The sequence below is a fragment of the Chryseolinea soli genome (genome assembly GCF_003589925.1).
Lineage (GTDB): Bacteria > Bacteroidota > Bacteroidia > Cytophagales > Cyclobacteriaceae > Chryseolinea > Chryseolinea soli.
On record NZ_CP032382.1, the window covers coordinates 1,306,174 to 1,321,523 of the forward strand.

A 15,350-nucleotide genomic window follows, 5' to 3' on the forward strand; every position below is an offset into this window, starting at 1 on the left:
TACAAGAAGGCTCTGCCCTAAATCTTGGCGACGGCCGCGGGCTTTTGTTCCGTGATGAGGATGAGGCTGTCCAGCGGCAGGTAGGCCGGGGTGATGCTCATGCCATTGCGGATGTTCTGGATGCCTTCGTAGACCACCTTATCGCCAGGCTTCAGTCCGGCTTCCACGATGTAGAAATGGGAGAACCGCAGCTTGGGTGTGAAGCTTTGCATCTTCACCATATTCTTGCTGTCGACCACGAACACATAGGTCTTGTCCTGGATCTCCATCGTGGCTTTCTGCGGTACGAAGAGCGCGTTCTGTACGGTGTTGGTCAACCTAACCCTGCCGCTGGCGCCGTGTTTGATGAGTTTTTGCGGGTTGGGGAATTTAGCGCGGAAGGCGATGTTGCCCGTGCTGGCTTCAAACTCACCTTCCATGGTTTCGATCCTTCCTTTGTGGGCATACAAGCTGCCGTCGGCGAGGATCAATTCCACTTCGTCGTTTTCCCTTTTGTGGTTCAGTTTCTTTTTGATGTATTCGAGGTATTCCTTTTCCGACACATTGAAATAAGAATAGAATGCGTCGACATCCGAAACCGTAGTGAGCAGCGATCCTTCGTCGATGAGGCTTCCCATCTTGAACGGCAACCGGTCGATCACACCATCGAAGGGGGCTTTGATCTGTGTGTGCGACAAGCGGATCTCGGCGTTGCTCAGGGATGAGCGGGCCTCTTCAATCTTGGCTCGGACTGCGGCCAGCTTGGCCTGGGCCATTTCGAGCTCGGTCCGGGAGATGATCTCTTTCTCCACCAGCAATTTCACCTGGTGCAGCTCCAGTTCGATGGCCTTGGCATCGGCTTCGATGCTGCGCAGGTTTGCTTTGGCCTGGGTGTATTCGGCTTTATATTCCTGGTCGTTGATGCGGAAGAGCAACTGTCCTTTTTTCACTTCCTGGCCCTCGTCAACATAAATGTAGTCCAGGTAGCCTTGCACGCGGGCGCGGATCTCTACGTTGCGGAAGGCATTGATGTCGGCCACATATTCGCGGTGCAGCACAGTGTCTTTCGCGATCAATCTGGTGACCGGCAATTTTTGGCGTGTGTCTGTTTTGCGTTCCGGACTGCAGGCAGCGATCCCTACACAAAAAAGTAAAATAAAAATCCTGGTGTTTTTCATAAAAGCCCAATCGTATTAATGAAGATAGCCGTGCTCAATTTTTGAGCGCGTTAAAGTGTAATAGGTGTTTCATTCATTCGCGGGAATGAAATGAAGATCATCGTTCCGTAATTGACGCAAGGCGTGGCGCGTCAAGGAAAGGCGAATGACCGGGAACCGCTATTACGAATACTTGGGCGGTGGTGTAGTCTTTTCTAAAGTAGGATCGTTGAGAGCATAAGGAATGCGCGGTGCTTTCTTGCGTTCTGCAAAAGCCGCTACTCTAGAAACCGGGGAAAGGGCGGGTAAGATATAGTGCTCCTTTTCAATGAGGTCGTCTTCATCATCATGCGGATCGGTGTCGGTGTCGTTCACATCAAAGAAGGCTTCCATGATCACTTCCAGCAAGGAAGAATCCGAATGCACCTGCACCTCCGTGCGTCGCGACAATGATTCCTGTACCGTGGGGAAAAAGATCGTATTGAGCAAGCCCAGCAGACACAAATACAACACACCCGCCGATAACATACCGGGGCGTTGTGTGGTGTCTGTCGTTCTGAAAATGTTCATCGATCGTTTAAGCTCTATGGTAAATATATCCTAAAGGAAGCGCTTAATGAAAAATATTACGGATAGTTTTTGGATTTACGGCACGTGAAAATGATGCTAACGTTTGCAATCCGATGTCCGGAGAAAATAAATCTTGCGCTTGGTCATAACGTGTGGATACAGCGGACCGATCATATCCTCTTTTGACGCGCTCATCCTAAATCTTAGTCACAAAAAGATATGGGTGACATCCGTTCATGGCTGTCACGAAAAGAGGACTCCGTATTTATCCGGATCGATAAAAGATTAAAGCCAACCATCGCCCGCGCTATGGAGCATGGGGTTTGTTAAAAGCTTGTCGCGAAAAATTAATTGTACTTGTGTTAAACTATTGATACGACTCCAGGATCCGCTTGCGCTGATTTTCGATCGTATCCTTCATTTTCGCTACCCGGCTTTTCAATCCCGCGATGGTGATCCGAGCGCGGTGCAACTGATCGGTGCGACGGCGCAGGTTGGTTTGGAGATAGCTGATCATGTTCAGCAATTCTGTTTTGCCGAAATCCTCCAGATTTTCTTTTCTGTCTTTCATGGGGAGTCTGGTTTTAAATATTACTTCAACGCATGTATCGAAAAAAAACATTTTTACTTCTTGAACGAAATAACATGGTTCTTAAAGTCAATCTGCAAATGGTAATAGGTCATCAGATCGGAACCCAAAATACCGCCGATGCGTATGCCTTCCTGTTCCATGAAGGGCCTCGAAAACTCGACCATATCACGACTCTTGAAATGATGCGACCTCACCGTTAGCGTGCCAAACTCCAGCACGCAAGGGCTCACGCGATTCGCGGTAGTCGTACCGTTGAGATCGGTGACACACACTTCATCGTACAGTTCATCCTGCCGGGTTTGAAATCCGAAATACTCTGCCTCGCCTTCGTTCAAAAGGGAAACCGACGCGCCGGTATCCACAATGAAATGGGCGGTCTTCCCGTTGAGCTTCGCTTTAATGAGCGGTATACCTCCATGTGTACGAAAGGGCACGTGCGGGGGTTCTTCATTTTCGTACACTGAGCGTACAGGCGAACACGATGAACCCAGTATGAACAGTATAAACAACAACAAGCAAGACACCCTGCATGATCGTTGTTTTCTGCGTTGCCGGTGAATTTTCGCGTACATCATGATTCAAACAAGAAGAGGTTATCCGTATCTACCGGTGCATTTAGACTGTCCGGTCTCATCCGCCTAACAAGGCCCGTAGTCTACTACAAATGCTGGTCCATTTTAGAGAGGTATGATGATAAGACTTCAATGCCCTGCGCGAGGTTGCAATTTCCAGTCATTAAAGTTATCGGCCACCTCAAAAAAATCGAAGTGCATCTTGTAAGGTAGTACCGTCGTTTGTCTAAAAAGTAACGCGGATGAGCCGGAAAATTATGATCTTCGTTCCATGTCGCCCGCCCAAAAACTGAAAGAGCAGGAGAACCTGTTCGACGTCGCCGTCAGCCATTCCCTCGTGCTGCGCAGCCGCCTGGCGTGGCACATCATTTTTTGGGTAAGCTTCCTGCTTTATGAGGGCTTCATTTGGGGTATGGTCGATGGGAAATACACCGAACGGCTGATGATCTCGCTCCTGGAATTGCCCGTGAAGATCATGGCCACCTATTTCACGTTGTATGTCCTCATCGACAAGCTTTTGATCAACCGGCGCTACGGTTCGTTTTTGATCGGACTGATCGCTTCGATGGCCGCTTTCGGACTATTGTTCCGGATCCTGTCCTACTTCGTCGTCTATCCCCTCTATTATCCCGAAGGCAGGTCCATGCCGCTTTTCTTTCTCCCGAAGATCCTCATCTATATCGGCACCATGTACGCGCTGGTGGCCATCGTGGCCTCGTTTCATTTGTTGAAGCATTGGTATAATCACCAGCGCACAGCGCAGGTGCTCGAACAAATGGCGCAGCAGTTGGAAAAGGAAAAGTTGGAGGCCGAGTTGAAGTTGTTGAAGTCGCAGATCAATCCACACTTTTTGTTCAACACGCTCAACAACCTCTACGCCCTCACCTTGAACGACTCGGCGAAAGCGCCAGAAATGGTGCACAAGCTTTCGGAGCTGATGAGCTACATGCTGTACGACAGCAACCAGGCCGAAGTGCCGCTGCTCAAAGAAGTACAGCACCTTCAGAATTATATCGCCCTGGAGACCATGCGCTACACGGAGCGTCTCGACGTGTCGCTGAACCTCTACGACAACCTGGACGACATCGATATTGCTCCCCTCCTCATCCTTCCATTTGTGGAGAACAGTTTCAAACACGGGGTGCACAACCAGATTGCCCAGAGCTGGGTTAGGGTGGATATTCTATTGCAGGAAAATACGCTGGTGGTCAAAGTCGAGAACAGCACCGGCACCATACCCGAAACCCCGTCCACCCATTCCGGCATCGGGTTGCAGAATGTGAAGAAGCGGCTGGCCCTGATCTACCCGGGGCGGCACACGTTGCAGATCCACGCGGAGGCGGAAACGTTTCTCGTGGTGATGAAGATCGAACTTTCGGAAGACCGCGTACGTAAACCAACAGGAGTTAACGCTTATCCCGCATACACATGATCAAGTGCCTCGTTGTCGACGACGAACCCCTGGCCCGCCAGCTGCTCGAATCTTATGTGGCAAGAGTGAACGGCCTCAGCCTCGTGAAAAGCTGCGAGAATGCTATCGAAGCGTTCACGCTGCTACAACAAACCAAAGTGGACCTCATCCTGCTCGACATCCAATTGCCGCAGGTGACGGGCATCGACCTGTTGAAGTCCCTGAAAGACAAACCGCGCGTGATCCTCACCACAGCCTATCGTCAATATGCTTTCGATGCGTATGACCTGGACGTTGTCGATTACCTGTTGAAGCCCATTTCGTTCGACCGCTTCTTGCGCGGCATCAGCAAGGTGTTTGAGCTCAAACAAGTCGCTCCCACCGAGGTGCAAAACGATTCCTCCTTGTTGCGTTCCTACGATGAAGCGTATCTCTATTTCAAGGAAGATCGCGAGATGGTGAAAGTGTATTTGAAAGACATCCTCTACATCGAGAGCCTGCGCGATTATGTGCGGGTGAAGACCGCCACCCGGCAGATCATCACGTATCAAAAAATAAGCTACCTCGAACAAACTTTGCCGGAACGGAAATTCACGCGGATCCACCGTTCCTTCATTGTGCCCATCGACAAGATCTCCTCGTTCACACCAACGGGTGTAAAGATCGGTACAATTGACATTCCCATCGGACGCAATTATAAAAATGAAGCCTTGAGGGCTTTGAACCGCAATAACGTGTTGATGAAACAGGAATAGCGCACTCCGGAAAGGAGCCGCTGATCAGCGCGATGAAACCGAATCGGCTTTCAGGGTATTTTGTGAATCGGAATTGATCTTCTTCAGGTTCTTTTTGATGTTCTCTTTTACGGCCTTGGGCTTATAGCGTTTGGCACCGGGATGGGGACAATCCCAATCTTCCACAGAGACGTCCTGAATGTATTTTACGTTGGGATCGCGCATGCGCTGGCGCTGCAGATCGGCGTCTGCCTCGCGTTCGGCCTTGGCTGAGAGGTATTGGTAAGACGGCCGGTAGCGCTTTTGAAGTTTAGCGGTCTTCACCCGGGGGCAGGGGATTAAACCGCCCTGGCAAGACATCATCGTAACCATCAATGCAAGAACAATTGCGCGCAGGAACATGGCATGTTTCATTTTGGGTTCAATTCGGATTCCTTCAGATCGATACGCCAACTACCAGAGACGGGTCTTTCCCGTGCCCTTAGAAAACAACCTTCTACCTATAAAGGTTTGGGACGGGGATTTATTGTGAATAGAAATTTATTATTTTTTTCCGAATTTCCAGCATGTCGGGAAAGGCCCCTTTGTAAAGGGAAATTACAGGGGATTTACGGCATAATGCCGTAGCCGGATAAGGTCTGCAGGCAACGGTTTCTTGTTCCAACGGGTGTGCATGATCAGGGCGGCACCTAACGCAGTGGCTTGCGGCACAGAGGCGGCAAAGACCTCCACCCCCGGAAACAGGGTCGCCAGCAGGTGCATATAAATACTGTTTTTGCTAAAGCCACCATCGACAAAGATGCGCTTCACCTCTGTTCCCTGCATCACGATCCGGGTCGACATCTGCTGGCGCGCCACGATGTTCATGATCAAGGCATGATAGGCCGTGGCGCTGTCCTCAAAGTCTTTCAGATCGACTTCCTCAAAGGACGAATGTTGCAATGTATCGCGTTGGCTCCGCGCCTCCCATCCCCTGTTTTTCAGCCGGTCGATGATCTCCGGGTCGTGCGCGACGGCCGTGATCCGCTCGATCGGTTCACCATAGTGGTCCGACAAACGCTTGATCTGTTGCTCGTGTTCATACCCGGCAAACAGGCGCGAGGCTTTCACGGGCTGGCCTTGGTAGGTCAGATAGCACAAACCGTCGTGTTGCAATTCGTCGGTCGTGAGGGGAGTGTTGTTGAAGGGGTTCAGGCTGATGCACCATGTGCCGGTGGACAACAGAATGAACGGCTCGTGAAAGTTTTTAAGATAGGGAATCAGTGCCGCCGAGCTGTCGTGGAGACCAATGCCCACAGGAATGGTCTTTTCGTGGTTGCGAATCACGACCACGTCGGTGCTTTTCTTCAACGGTGGAAATTTCGAAGCGATGCCTTCGCGGGTCACCCATTCGTGATACCCGTTCTTCCCGAAGTCCCACAGGTTGGTGTGGCATCCGATGCTGGTGATCTCCGAACACGGTTCGTGCGTGAGAATAAAGCTGAGGTATTGCGGGAGATGCAACGCATATTTCAGGGCTTTGAACTGCGCGGGTCGTTCTTCCTTTAGACGATAAAGTTGCATGCCGGAGTTCAGGCTGCCCAATACGGGAGACGCCGTTTGCGCGGAAAAAACCGTTTCGCCTCCATACGTTTTGTAAAAGCGTTGTTGCAGGGGCTGGGGATATTCTTTCAGATAATTGTACAACGGCAAAAAGGGCTCGAGGCTTTCATCGAGATAAACAAAGCTTGCTCCATAGCCCGAAATGTTGATGGCACGAACGTCGTAACGCTCGTCGCGCATTACTTTTTGATACGCATCCCGCATCCATTTTGTGAGGCCGTGCACGTCTTCGCAGATCATCCCGTCTTCGTCGGTGGTCTCGGGCAGGTGTGTGGTCTCTTCATCCACCAACGCATAGGACTCATCGAATAACAATATCTTTTTATTGGTCTTGCCAATATCGAATACCAAAATGACGGGCAGGGCGTGCATCAAAGTCCGGTGGCAATGGTTTTGAGGCCGCGTTGTTTCACCAGTTGTTCGCGCACTTGCTGGTCGCGGAAAAGTTGGATCGGGTCGAGCGCGCCGCCGGTTCGCAGACGGGCTTCCGCTACTAAAGGTCTGACGTCGGTGCGGAATGCATTTTGCAAGATCTCCTGGGCACGGACAACGTCATTGTTTTGCTGGGCCGATTGCAAGGCGGCGCGATCCACCAACAGCGCCTGGGCGTAGGTGATGAGGATCGCTTCCACCGACTGCAACAAGTCTTCCAACGGGTCCTTCACATTGTGGGAAGCATCGATCATCCAACCCAGGTCGGTCGTGTGGTCCATGCCGCGGGCGTCCATGCCTTCCACCAGCTCGTTGAAGATGAGGAACAGTTGATACGGTTTGATGCTGCCCACAGTGAGATCGTCGTCGCCATATTTGGAGTCGTTGAAGTGGAATCCCCCGAGCTTGCCTTCCATGAGCAACAAGGCCACGATCTGTTCGATGTTGGCGTTGGGCAGGTGATGACCCAGGTCTACCAGTGTATAAGCTTTTGGGCCGAGCTTGGTAGCATATAATAGCGATTGGCCCCAATCGCCGACGGTGGTCGAGTAGAAGTTGGGTTCAAATGCTTTATACTCGACAAACATTTTCCAGGAGGCCGGCAATGCGGCGTATACTTCTTGTAAACTTTCCAACGTGTTCTGGAAGGCCTTCCGGAAATTGAGCTGACCGGGAAAACACGATCCGTCCGACAGCCATACCGTTAGCGACTGCGACCCCAGGGCGATGCCGTGTTCGATCACCTCCAGGTTGTGTTCCACCGCCTGACGGCGCACGGCTTTGTCGACGTGTTGCATGGAGCCGAATTTATAGCTCAGCTTTTGTCCGGGTTGATCCTGGAAGGTATTGGAGTTCATGGCATCGAAACGGATGCCGTGTTGTGCGGCCAATGCCTTTATGACGGCGCCGTTCTTGGGGATGTCCCAGGGAATGTGCAACGAGATCGCGCCGCTGGAACGATTCAACTGATGGAGCAAGCCGATGTCTTCGATCTTTTCTTCGAGGCTTCGTGGTTCGCCACCGCCGGCAAATCGCGCAAAACGAGTACCGCCCGTGCCCAGTGCCCAGCTCGGGATGGCCACCTGGAAATCGGCCAGCTTCTTCACGATGGTTTCGGCATGGGGCAAGTCGGCTGTGAGGGCCGTGAACTTTCTTTTGTGGGCTGCGCTGAAGACCTCGTTGTGTTGATCGATCTTATATTTTTCGAGTTGCATTTCCTTTCATCGTTAAGAAATAAAAAAATATTTTTCCCTTGCTATCGCATGAATCCCGCTGCCACGCCGCCATCGACGTTGAGGGCGTTGCCGGTGGATTTATTGAGCAGGCCGCCCACAAAAGCAAAGCAGGCGTTGGCAATGTCTTCAGGCAATATGATCTCGTTCAAGAGGGTGCGCTTGGCGTAGAATGCAGGAAGTTCCTCCACTTTCACACCGTAGGCTTTCGCACGACCTTCCGCCCAGGCACCGGCCCAGATCTTGCTGTCGGCAATGACGGCATCGGGGTTGATCACGTTGACGCGAATTTTGTCGGCACCCAACTCTGCGGCATTCAACCGGCTCAAGTGTAGTTGTGCGGCCTTCGCCGAACCATAGCCCGCGTTGTTCGGGCCCGACACCAGCGCGTTCTTGCTGACAATGTTCAACACGTCGCCGCCCAACCCTTGTTTGCGCATCACGTTCACGCCGGCTTGGGTGACGAGGAATTGTCCTTTCACTAAGACGTCGTATAACAGATCCCAATCTTTTTCAGTGTGTTCTTCCAGTGGCTTGGAAATGGAAAGACCGGCATTGTTCACAATGATGTCCACTCCACCAAAGGCAAGCGCGGCCGTGTGCATCGACTTCTCCAATTGCGCCGTGTTGGTGACGTCCAGGAGCGTGGGTGCAAAAGCGTCTTTGCCGTATTGCTTGGTGAATTCTTCTTCGGCGGATTTGAGTCTGTCGGGGTCATTGTCGCTGATGATGACACAGGCACCCTCATCGACAAATTTTTTGGCGATGGCTTTGCCAATGCCTCCAGCGCTACCCGTGACCAGCGCTACGCGGCCCGACAAAGCCTTGGGTTTGGGCATGCGTTGCAGCTTGGCTTCTTCCAGCAACCAGTACTCGATGTTGAAAGCTTCCTGCCGCGGCAGCGAGGTGTATTCAGAGACGGCCTCGGCGCCCTTCATCACGTTGATGGCGTTGATATAGAACTCGGCCGCCACGCGGGCAGTTTGCTTGTCTTTGGCAAACGTGAACATGCCCACGCCGGGATAGAGAATGACCACCGGGTTGGGGTCGCGCATGGCGGGGCTATTGGGGTGTTTGCAGGTTTCGTAGTATACTTTATAGAGCTCGCGGTATTTCTCAAAGGCGGGGGTCAGTTTTTCTTTCAGCGCCTTCACATCCGTCAGCGTCTCCTCGGGTTTCAGTTCCAGGACCAGGGGGCTGATCTTGGTGCGGAGAAAGTGATCGGGGCAGCTGGTGCCCATGGGAGCCAGTTTAGGAAGGTCGTTGCTGTTGATGTATTCCAGCACCCGGTCATCGTCGGTAAAATGGCCGATCATGCGGGTGTGGCTGGAGCAGAAACCGCGCAGCAGCGGAGCTAGGGTGGATGCTTGTTGCCGGCGTGCGTCCGGGGCCAGGCTTTTGAGCTTCGGGCCGCCAAAGACGGGGCGCTTCTTCCCGTAGTTTTCTTCCAGGTATTCGGCACAGCGTTCCACCACTTCCAGGGTGTTGACATAGCTTTCGTAGGCCGTGTCTCCCCATGTGAAAAGACCATGCGAACCCAGCATAATGCCGCGGATGCCCGGGTTCTCATCCAGGCACTGGCGCAGTTTCAGCCCCAAATCAAAGCCCGGCCGCTGCCATTCCACCCAGCCGATAGTACCGCTGAACAATTCCTGGGTGATGCGCTTGCCGTCTTTTGCCGCAGCAATGGCGATGGCCGCATCGGGGTGCAGGTGGTCGATGTGTTTGAAGGGCAGGAAACCGTGCAGGGGTGTGTCGATGGAGGGTGCTTTGGAGGCAAGGTCGTAGATGCAATGGTTGAACAACTCTACCATCTCGTCTTCATAGCGGATGCCGCGATAGACGTTGGTGAGGCTGCGAAGACGGTCAACATAGAGGGCGGCCAGGCCGCTGCGTTTCAGGGTGCCGATGTCGCCCCCCGAGCCTTTTACCCACATCACTTCCGTTTCCTTTCCCGTGAGCGGATCTTTGGCCGTGGCCTTACAAGACGTGTTGCCCCCGCCATAGTTGGTGAGCCGAAGATCGGCACCCAACAAATTTGAACGGTAGATGAGCAAACCCACTTCATCGCCGGCCAGCGACTTTGCTTTTTCTTCGTCCCACAAATAACTGACATGCTTGAAGCTCCCGGATGTCAACGCCGCGTTTTTACTTTTTTCTAAAGCCATGCTCTGTAAGGTTTGAAATATTTTTTAAGATCACTCTTTAACAACGATTTATCATTCGTTCCCTCCCGCTCGGATGGCCCACATTGCCCCGGCGCTGATGGAACGTAAAATTCACGCCAAAATACCTGCACGCGCCCGCTTTACTGTCCTGCACCATCATGACGAAATTATGTTGTTCTATTGTTACCTTGTATTTTTAATTTAAAGATTTATTCTCGACTTTTTAGCAACCTTGTCTCCGAAATAAAAACATGAAAGCGCCTTCTTTTTATAGCCATGTGATCATCGACGAATATTCTTCCACGCCGAAATACATTCAATTGGCCAACTCGATCCTGAAGGCCATCCAGGATGACTTCATCAAAAAAAATGATATCCTCCCCTCCATCAACGACCTGAGCTTCGAACTGGAGATCTCGCGCGACACGGCCGAGAAAAGCTATCGCTACCTGAAGAGCATCGGTGTCCTGGGCTCTGTTCCCGGCAAAGGCTATTTCATCAAAAGCACAGACGTGGGGAATACAAAAAAAATATTTTTGCTTTTCAACAAGCTGAGCGAACACAAGAAGATCATCTACGACGCCTTTGCCTCCACGCTCGGCGACCTGGCAACGATCGACTTCTACATCTACAACAATGATTTTGCGTTGTTTAAAAAATTGCTGGCCAACAAAAAAGACGATTATGCCTACTATGTCATCATCGCGCATTTTCTAGAGGGCAACGAACATGCCTACGAGATCATCAATTCCATCCCGAAAGAAAAACTGATCTTGTTAGATAAACTGGTGCCCGGCGTGAAAGATGAATTTGGCGCCGTCTATGAGAATTTTGAAAAAGATATTTACCGGGCACTGGAAGATGCGCTGGAACGGCTCAGCAAATACCACACGATCAAGATCATTTTCCCGGAGTATACCTATCACCCTGAAGAAATCCTGAAAGGCTTTCGTCGCTTTTGCCACCAATATGCTTTTGCCAGCAAGGTGGTCCACAACATTGAAGAAGAGCCCATCGGCAAGGGAGAGGTATACATCAACCTGATGGAGAAGGACCTGGTGATCCTGATCGAAAAAATACTCGCCATGAAGCTCACGGTCGGAGAAGATGTGGGCGTGATCTCCTACAATGAAATCCCGTTGAAGAAATTCATTCTCAACGGCATCACCACCATCTCCACCGACTTTCAACAAATGGGTGAACGCGCGGCGCAACTGATCCTGGAAAACTCCAAAGCGCATATTGAGATCCCCTTCAGCATCACCCTGCGCGCATCCCTTTGATTAAAAAATATTAAACCTTCTTAGGAGGCAGCTCGAACGCTTTTGCGTCATGTTCGAAGTGTCCTTTGTGCGAGCCGTCGCAAAAAGGTTTGTTGGCCGAACGGCCGCAACGGCACAGCGACACGACCGTGCGGCCCTGCAGGCCATACACATTGCCCTGGACGTCAACAATTTCAAAGTCGCCGTCTACTTTTACGGAGCCGTTGCTGTTTATGGTAATTTTGGTGGTTGCCATGATGGGTTTATGGATAAGGGTGCAAAGATAGAATTCCCGCGAACACGCCGAAATGTGTTCACGCTTTCCGTGTTCTTTTTGTCAAGACCTGGATGCGTTCTTCAAATTGGGGTCGCAGCGTGTCGATGAAGGTAGTAGGTTCAGGATGGGCGTTTATGATGCCATACCACTCGCTGGCTTTCAGCGCCTCCAGGGCTTGCACCATTTCGTCGCGTTTTTTCCGGAGATAGGTCACCATGGCATTCGGGTCGACGAGCGTTTGGGGTTTGTACGGCACGTGACTCATGGCATTACCGCTGAGGATGTGTTGGTGCAGGGCGCTAAGTTCCTGCAGATCGCCGGCATCGTACAGGAAATTGAGTTGCGCGGTCATGGTCGTGGCGCGTTCAGAGAGCTCCGGATCGCCATTTACAAATTTATCGGGATGGATGCGTACGACCGCTTCCTTGTATAACCGCTTTAATTCTTCTTCCTCCCTTTCGTCTGCCGGCGACAATTTTTTGGCAGGACCGGTCTTCTTCAATCCCTGGGGTTCTTTATAGTTCTTTCCCTTCTTTTTCTGTTCGCGCCGTTTCTCCTTTTTTTCGTTTTTCAGGCGTTTATACAAGGCGGTCAACTCCTTCAACCGGGCGATCTGAGGCTGCAACGCTACGCGAACGCGCGTCTCAAAGGCATTGATGCGCGCCTCCAGGCCGCCAAGCTCCGCCTCCAAAGCCGCGATCTCGCCTTCGATGGCGCGGATGGTTTCGGCCGATGGATTGGGATGATGCGCGGGATGGGTCATGCGGGAAGCAAAGATACAACCTTTCGAATGGCCTGCACAAAAAACGAAAGGCCGGCGAATGCTACATCCACCGGCCCCGCTACATTGCTAACCCTAGCGCTGTAATATCTTCGGGAAATCTATTCGTATCGCAACGACTTCACGGGATTGGCCCGCGCCGACCGCAAGGTGTGATAGCTGATGGTGATCAACGCAATGACCAACGCGATCGTCCCGCCCAACAGGAACATGAGCGGGTTAATGCTGATGCGATAGGCAAAATTTTGCAGCCATCCATACAACAACCAATACGTCAGCGGACTGGCCACGATGAACGACACCACCACCAGCAGTGTGAAATTCTTTGACAACAGCATCGTGATCTGTGTCTCCGTTGCGCCCAGCACCTTCCGGATACCGATCTCCTTTGTTTTCTTTTCCGTGGTGATCGCCGCCAATCCGAACAATCCCATGCACGAGATCAATATCGCCAGCGACGCCATGATGGCCACGACGGAACTCATTTGCTGGTCGGAGCGGTAGAGATTGGCGAAGTGTTCGTCCAGGAAGGTATATTCAAATGGAAAGCTCGTGATCTGTTTGTCCCACAGATCTTTCACCAGCGCGACCGTTTGCTCCACATGCGCACCACTGATCTTGATCGACATTTCGCTGTAGCCCCAGTCGGGATGCACCACCATGGAGAGCGTGTTGATCTTATGGTGCAGGGAGTTGAAATTAAAATCTTCCACCACACCAATGATGGTGCCCAAAGAATCGTTGTGGTACCAGCCATGGCCCGCCGGCGTGCCTACGGCTTCTTTCAGATTCAGTTCCTTCGCCAACGACTCGTTGATGACAAATGCCTTGCCGGCATCGCCCGCGATTTCCTTGGAAAAACCCCGGCCGTCTTTCAGTTTAATACCATACACTTTCAAGTACTCATAGTCGACATTAACGTTGGAGGGCGTGATGTCCACGATACCGGTATCGGCTTTTACTTTAAATCCCCATTGATGAAAATTATTACCCAGACGCTGCCCGGACGCGGTGACGCCGAGGATGGCAGAATTTTTTTGCAACTCCGTCCTAAGCGTTTCGAATTTCTTGTTCACTTCATTGTTCATGCTCACCAGCATCATCTGATCCTTATCGAATCCGATGTCTTTGTTCTTCATGAAATACAATTGCTGAAGCACCACCAACGTACTCACGATCATGGACAAGGCCAATCCAAACTGCACCACCACAAGACCACTTCTAAAAACGGACTTGCCCTCCACTTTGCTGCCGCCCTTCAACACACGGGAGAGGCTGAACGATGTCATGTAGAATGCCGGGTAGATGCCGGTGATCAGTCCCAAACCCAACGTGATCGCGATCAACACAACCATTTCCATTTCTTCCCCGAACAGCGACCACAAGCTCAGCTGACGGCCGATCAAATCGTTGAGCAGCGGAACAAACAACACGTTGAGCAGCAACGCGAGCACCAGCGCCACCATGGCCAGCAACACCGATTCGAAGATGAATTGCGAGAAGAGCTGAAATTTTTTCGCCCCCACCGTTTTGCGAACCCCGATCTCCTTCCAGCGATGCGAAGCCCGCGCGGTTGTGAGATTCATAAAATTTACACCCGCGATGAGCAGGATAAATACGCCGATGACAAAGAATACGTCGAGGTACTTGCCGTTGAATTTCCGATAGTTGTTATAGTCGTGCTCGATGTCGGTAGAGGCCAGGTGAACATCTTCGAGACGTTGGAGGAAGAGCGTGTAATTTTTTATAGCGTCTTTGTCCATGTGCCGGATGAGGAAGTCGGGGAACTTGGCTTCCAGGGCTTTGATGTTGGTCTGAGGATCGAGAACAAGATAGGTGTTGAGAAAATTGGATCCCCACCGGTTGTTGAACTCGCGATCCTTGCTGAGGTGGAAGGTGATCGACATAAGGGCGTCGAACCGGAGGTGAGAGTTTTCGGGAACATTTTTTAGTACACCGGTGATCTTGAATTCCTGCTCAGCCAGGGTAAGCGTATTACCCATGGCGCTTTCCACCGAAGGAAAGAACTTCAGCGCAGTTTCCTCCGTCACCAGGAGCCCGTTGGGTTCATCCAGGCAGGTGGCCCGGTCGCCGGCCAGCAGGGCATAATCGAAAATATCGAGGAACGTACTGTCAACAGCACGCACATCTTTTACAAGCAATTGGGTCTCCCCTTTTTTGAACACCGTGCTACCCTGGTCGTAGAAGCGCGTATAGCTTTTGATCTCCGGAAAATCGGCCACCATGCTGGGGCCCATGCCGGGCATGGAAAGCGCCACCTTCTGCAGGTTGGTGCCGCTGAAATTCTGTACTTCATCCAACCGGTAGATTATGTTTTTCTTGGCGTGAAAGCCATCAAAGCTTCTTTCATCCTTGATAAAAAGATAGATGACCATGCACGCGGCCAGGCCAATGGCCAGGCTGAAGATATTGATGAAGGCATACAGCGGACTATGCCGGATGTTGCGCAGGGCAACGGAGAGATAATTCTTGATCATGCGGCGAGGGTTATGTTGGGAATACTTTGTAGGAAAGGAATGGTTACAGGAAGTTAAGACTATTTCAGAAGCGTTTTCCTGAC

The 15,350-nt window shown here is 51.6% G+C and carries 14 protein-coding genes; 3 read left to right on the forward strand and 11 right to left on the reverse strand.

The features are described from left to right. Positions 1 to 17 precede the first annotated feature (17 nt). The 4 genes from D4L85_RS05450 to D4L85_RS05465 all read right to left on the reverse strand — a co-directional run bounded on the left by D4L85_RS05450 (position 18) and on the right by D4L85_RS05465 (position 2,732). Positions 18 to 1,157: an efflux RND transporter periplasmic adaptor subunit gene (locus D4L85_RS05450; RefSeq protein ID WP_119753362.1), complete on the reverse strand. Its 1,140-nt coding sequence runs from the start codon at positions 1,155 to 1,157 to the stop codon at positions 18 to 20. 162 nt (positions 1,158 to 1,319) lie between these two features. Beyond that, positions 1,320 to 1,706: a hypothetical protein gene (locus D4L85_RS05455; RefSeq protein ID WP_119753363.1), complete on the reverse strand. Its 387-nt coding sequence runs from the start codon at positions 1,704 to 1,706 to the stop codon at positions 1,320 to 1,322. A 367-nt stretch (positions 1,707 to 2,073) separates the two neighbouring features. Beyond that, complete coding sequence (locus D4L85_RS05460) at positions 2,074 to 2,277, reverse strand: hypothetical protein (protein WP_160143561.1); 204 nt, start codon at positions 2,275 to 2,277, stop codon at positions 2,074 to 2,076. A 53-nt stretch (positions 2,278 to 2,330) separates the two neighbouring features. Continuing rightward, positions 2,331 to 2,732 (reverse strand): retropepsin-like aspartic protease family protein, encoded by a 402-nt coding sequence (locus D4L85_RS05465; RefSeq protein ID WP_160143562.1) that lies wholly within the window; start codon positions 2,730 to 2,732, stop codon positions 2,331 to 2,333. 409 nt (positions 2,733 to 3,141) lie between these two features. Between D4L85_RS05465 and D4L85_RS05470 the strand changes: the two genes are divergently transcribed. Then, a complete protein-coding gene (locus D4L85_RS05470; protein WP_119753366.1) occupies positions 3,142 to 4,302 on the forward strand; it encodes a sensor histidine kinase in 1,161 nt (386 codons plus the stop codon). Beyond that, positions 4,299 to 5,036 (forward strand): LytR/AlgR family response regulator transcription factor, encoded by a 738-nt coding sequence (locus tag D4L85_RS05475; protein ID WP_119753367.1) that lies wholly within the window; start codon positions 4,299 to 4,301, stop codon positions 5,034 to 5,036. Before D4L85_RS05470 ends, D4L85_RS05475 begins: the two co-directional genes overlap by 4 nt. 24 nt (positions 5,037 to 5,060) lie before the next feature. Here the strand turns inward: D4L85_RS05475 and D4L85_RS05480 are convergent, their stop codons facing one another. The 4 genes from D4L85_RS05480 to D4L85_RS05495 form a co-directional block, all read right to left on the reverse strand. Further along, positions 5,061 to 5,339, reverse strand: a complete 279-nt coding sequence (locus D4L85_RS05480; protein ID WP_160143563.1) for a hypothetical protein — start codon at positions 5,337 to 5,339, stop codon at positions 5,061 to 5,063. A 273-nt stretch (positions 5,340 to 5,612) separates the two neighbouring features. After that, the gene (locus D4L85_RS05485; RefSeq protein ID WP_119753369.1) at positions 5,613 to 6,989 is read right to left on the reverse strand and encodes an FGGY-family carbohydrate kinase; all 1,377 of its coding nucleotides are present in this window, start codon (positions 6,987 to 6,989) and stop codon (positions 5,613 to 5,615) included. Next, entirely contained in the window at positions 6,989 to 8,263 is a 1,275-nt protein-coding gene (locus D4L85_RS05490; protein ID WP_119753370.1) for a sugar isomerase, read from the reverse strand. The genes D4L85_RS05485 and D4L85_RS05490 overlap by 1 nt, the downstream gene beginning before the upstream one ends. A gap of 41 nt (positions 8,264 to 8,304) precedes the next feature. Then, positions 8,305 to 10,449 carry a bifunctional aldolase/short-chain dehydrogenase gene (locus tag D4L85_RS05495; protein ID WP_119753371.1) on the reverse strand — a complete coding sequence of 715 codons (2,145 nt, stop codon included), beginning with the start codon at positions 10,447 to 10,449 and terminating at the stop codon, positions 8,305 to 8,307. A 251-nt stretch (positions 10,450 to 10,700) separates the two neighbouring features. On the opposite strand from D4L85_RS05495, the gene D4L85_RS05500 reads away from it, so the two are divergent. Further along, on the forward strand, positions 10,701 to 11,732 hold the full coding sequence (locus D4L85_RS05500) for a GntR family transcriptional regulator (RefSeq protein WP_119753372.1): 1,032 nt from the start codon (positions 10,701 to 10,703) through the stop codon (positions 11,730 to 11,732). A gap of 10 nt (positions 11,733 to 11,742) precedes the next feature. Here the strand turns inward: D4L85_RS05500 and D4L85_RS05505 are convergent, their stop codons facing one another. From D4L85_RS05505 to D4L85_RS05515, 3 genes are all read right to left on the reverse strand, one after another. Next, positions 11,743 to 11,967 carry a CDGSH iron-sulfur domain-containing protein gene (locus D4L85_RS05505; protein WP_119753373.1) on the reverse strand — a complete coding sequence of 75 codons (225 nt, stop codon included), beginning with the start codon at positions 11,965 to 11,967 and terminating at the stop codon, positions 11,743 to 11,745. Between the two features lie 58 nt (positions 11,968 to 12,025). Continuing rightward, positions 12,026 to 12,751, reverse strand: coding sequence for a hypothetical protein (locus tag D4L85_RS05510; RefSeq protein WP_119753374.1), 726 nt, complete (start codon positions 12,749 to 12,751; stop codon positions 12,026 to 12,028). Between the two features lie 119 nt (positions 12,752 to 12,870). Further along, complete coding sequence (locus tag D4L85_RS05515) at positions 12,871 to 15,267, reverse strand: ABC transporter permease (RefSeq protein ID WP_119753375.1); 2,397 nt, start codon at positions 15,265 to 15,267, stop codon at positions 12,871 to 12,873. Between the last annotated feature and the right edge of the window lie 83 nt (positions 15,268 to 15,350).

Excerpts from the sequence above, each read along its gene's own strand:
- D4L85_RS05450 (WP_119753362.1), bottom strand. The coding sequence starts at position 1,157 with ATGAAAAACACCAGGATTTTTATTTTACTTTTTTGTGTAGGGATCGCT.
- D4L85_RS05455 (WP_119753363.1), bottom strand. The coding sequence starts at position 1,706 with ATGAACATTTTCAGAACGACAGACACCACACAACGCCCCGGTATGTTA.
- D4L85_RS05460 (WP_160143561.1), bottom strand. The coding sequence starts at position 2,277 with ATGAAAGACAGAAAAGAAAATCTGGAGGATTTCGGCAAAACAGAATTG.
- D4L85_RS05470 (WP_119753366.1), top strand. The coding sequence starts at position 3,142 with ATGTCGCCCGCCCAAAAACTGAAAGAGCAGGAGAACCTGTTCGACGTC.
- D4L85_RS05475 (WP_119753367.1), top strand. The coding sequence starts at position 4,299 with ATGATCAAGTGCCTCGTTGTCGACGACGAACCCCTGGCCCGCCAGCTG.
- D4L85_RS05485 (WP_119753369.1), bottom strand. The coding sequence starts at position 6,989 with ATGCACGCCCTGCCCGTCATTTTGGTATTCGATATTGGCAAGACCAAT.
- D4L85_RS05490 (WP_119753370.1), bottom strand. The coding sequence starts at position 8,263 with ATGCAACTCGAAAAATATAAGATCGATCAACACAACGAGGTCTTCAGC.
- D4L85_RS05495 (WP_119753371.1), bottom strand. The coding sequence starts at position 10,449 with ATGGCTTTAGAAAAAAGTAAAAACGCGGCGTTGACATCCGGGAGCTTC.
- D4L85_RS05500 (WP_119753372.1), top strand. The coding sequence starts at position 10,701 with ATGAAAGCGCCTTCTTTTTATAGCCATGTGATCATCGACGAATATTCT.
- D4L85_RS05505 (WP_119753373.1), bottom strand. The coding sequence starts at position 11,967 with ATGGCAACCACCAAAATTACCATAAACAGCAACGGCTCCGTAAAAGTA.
- D4L85_RS05510 (WP_119753374.1), bottom strand. The coding sequence starts at position 12,751 with ATGACCCATCCCGCGCATCATCCCAATCCATCGGCCGAAACCATCCGC.
- D4L85_RS05515 (WP_119753375.1), bottom strand. The coding sequence starts at position 15,267 with ATGATCAAGAATTATCTCTCCGTTGCCCTGCGCAACATCCGGCATAGT.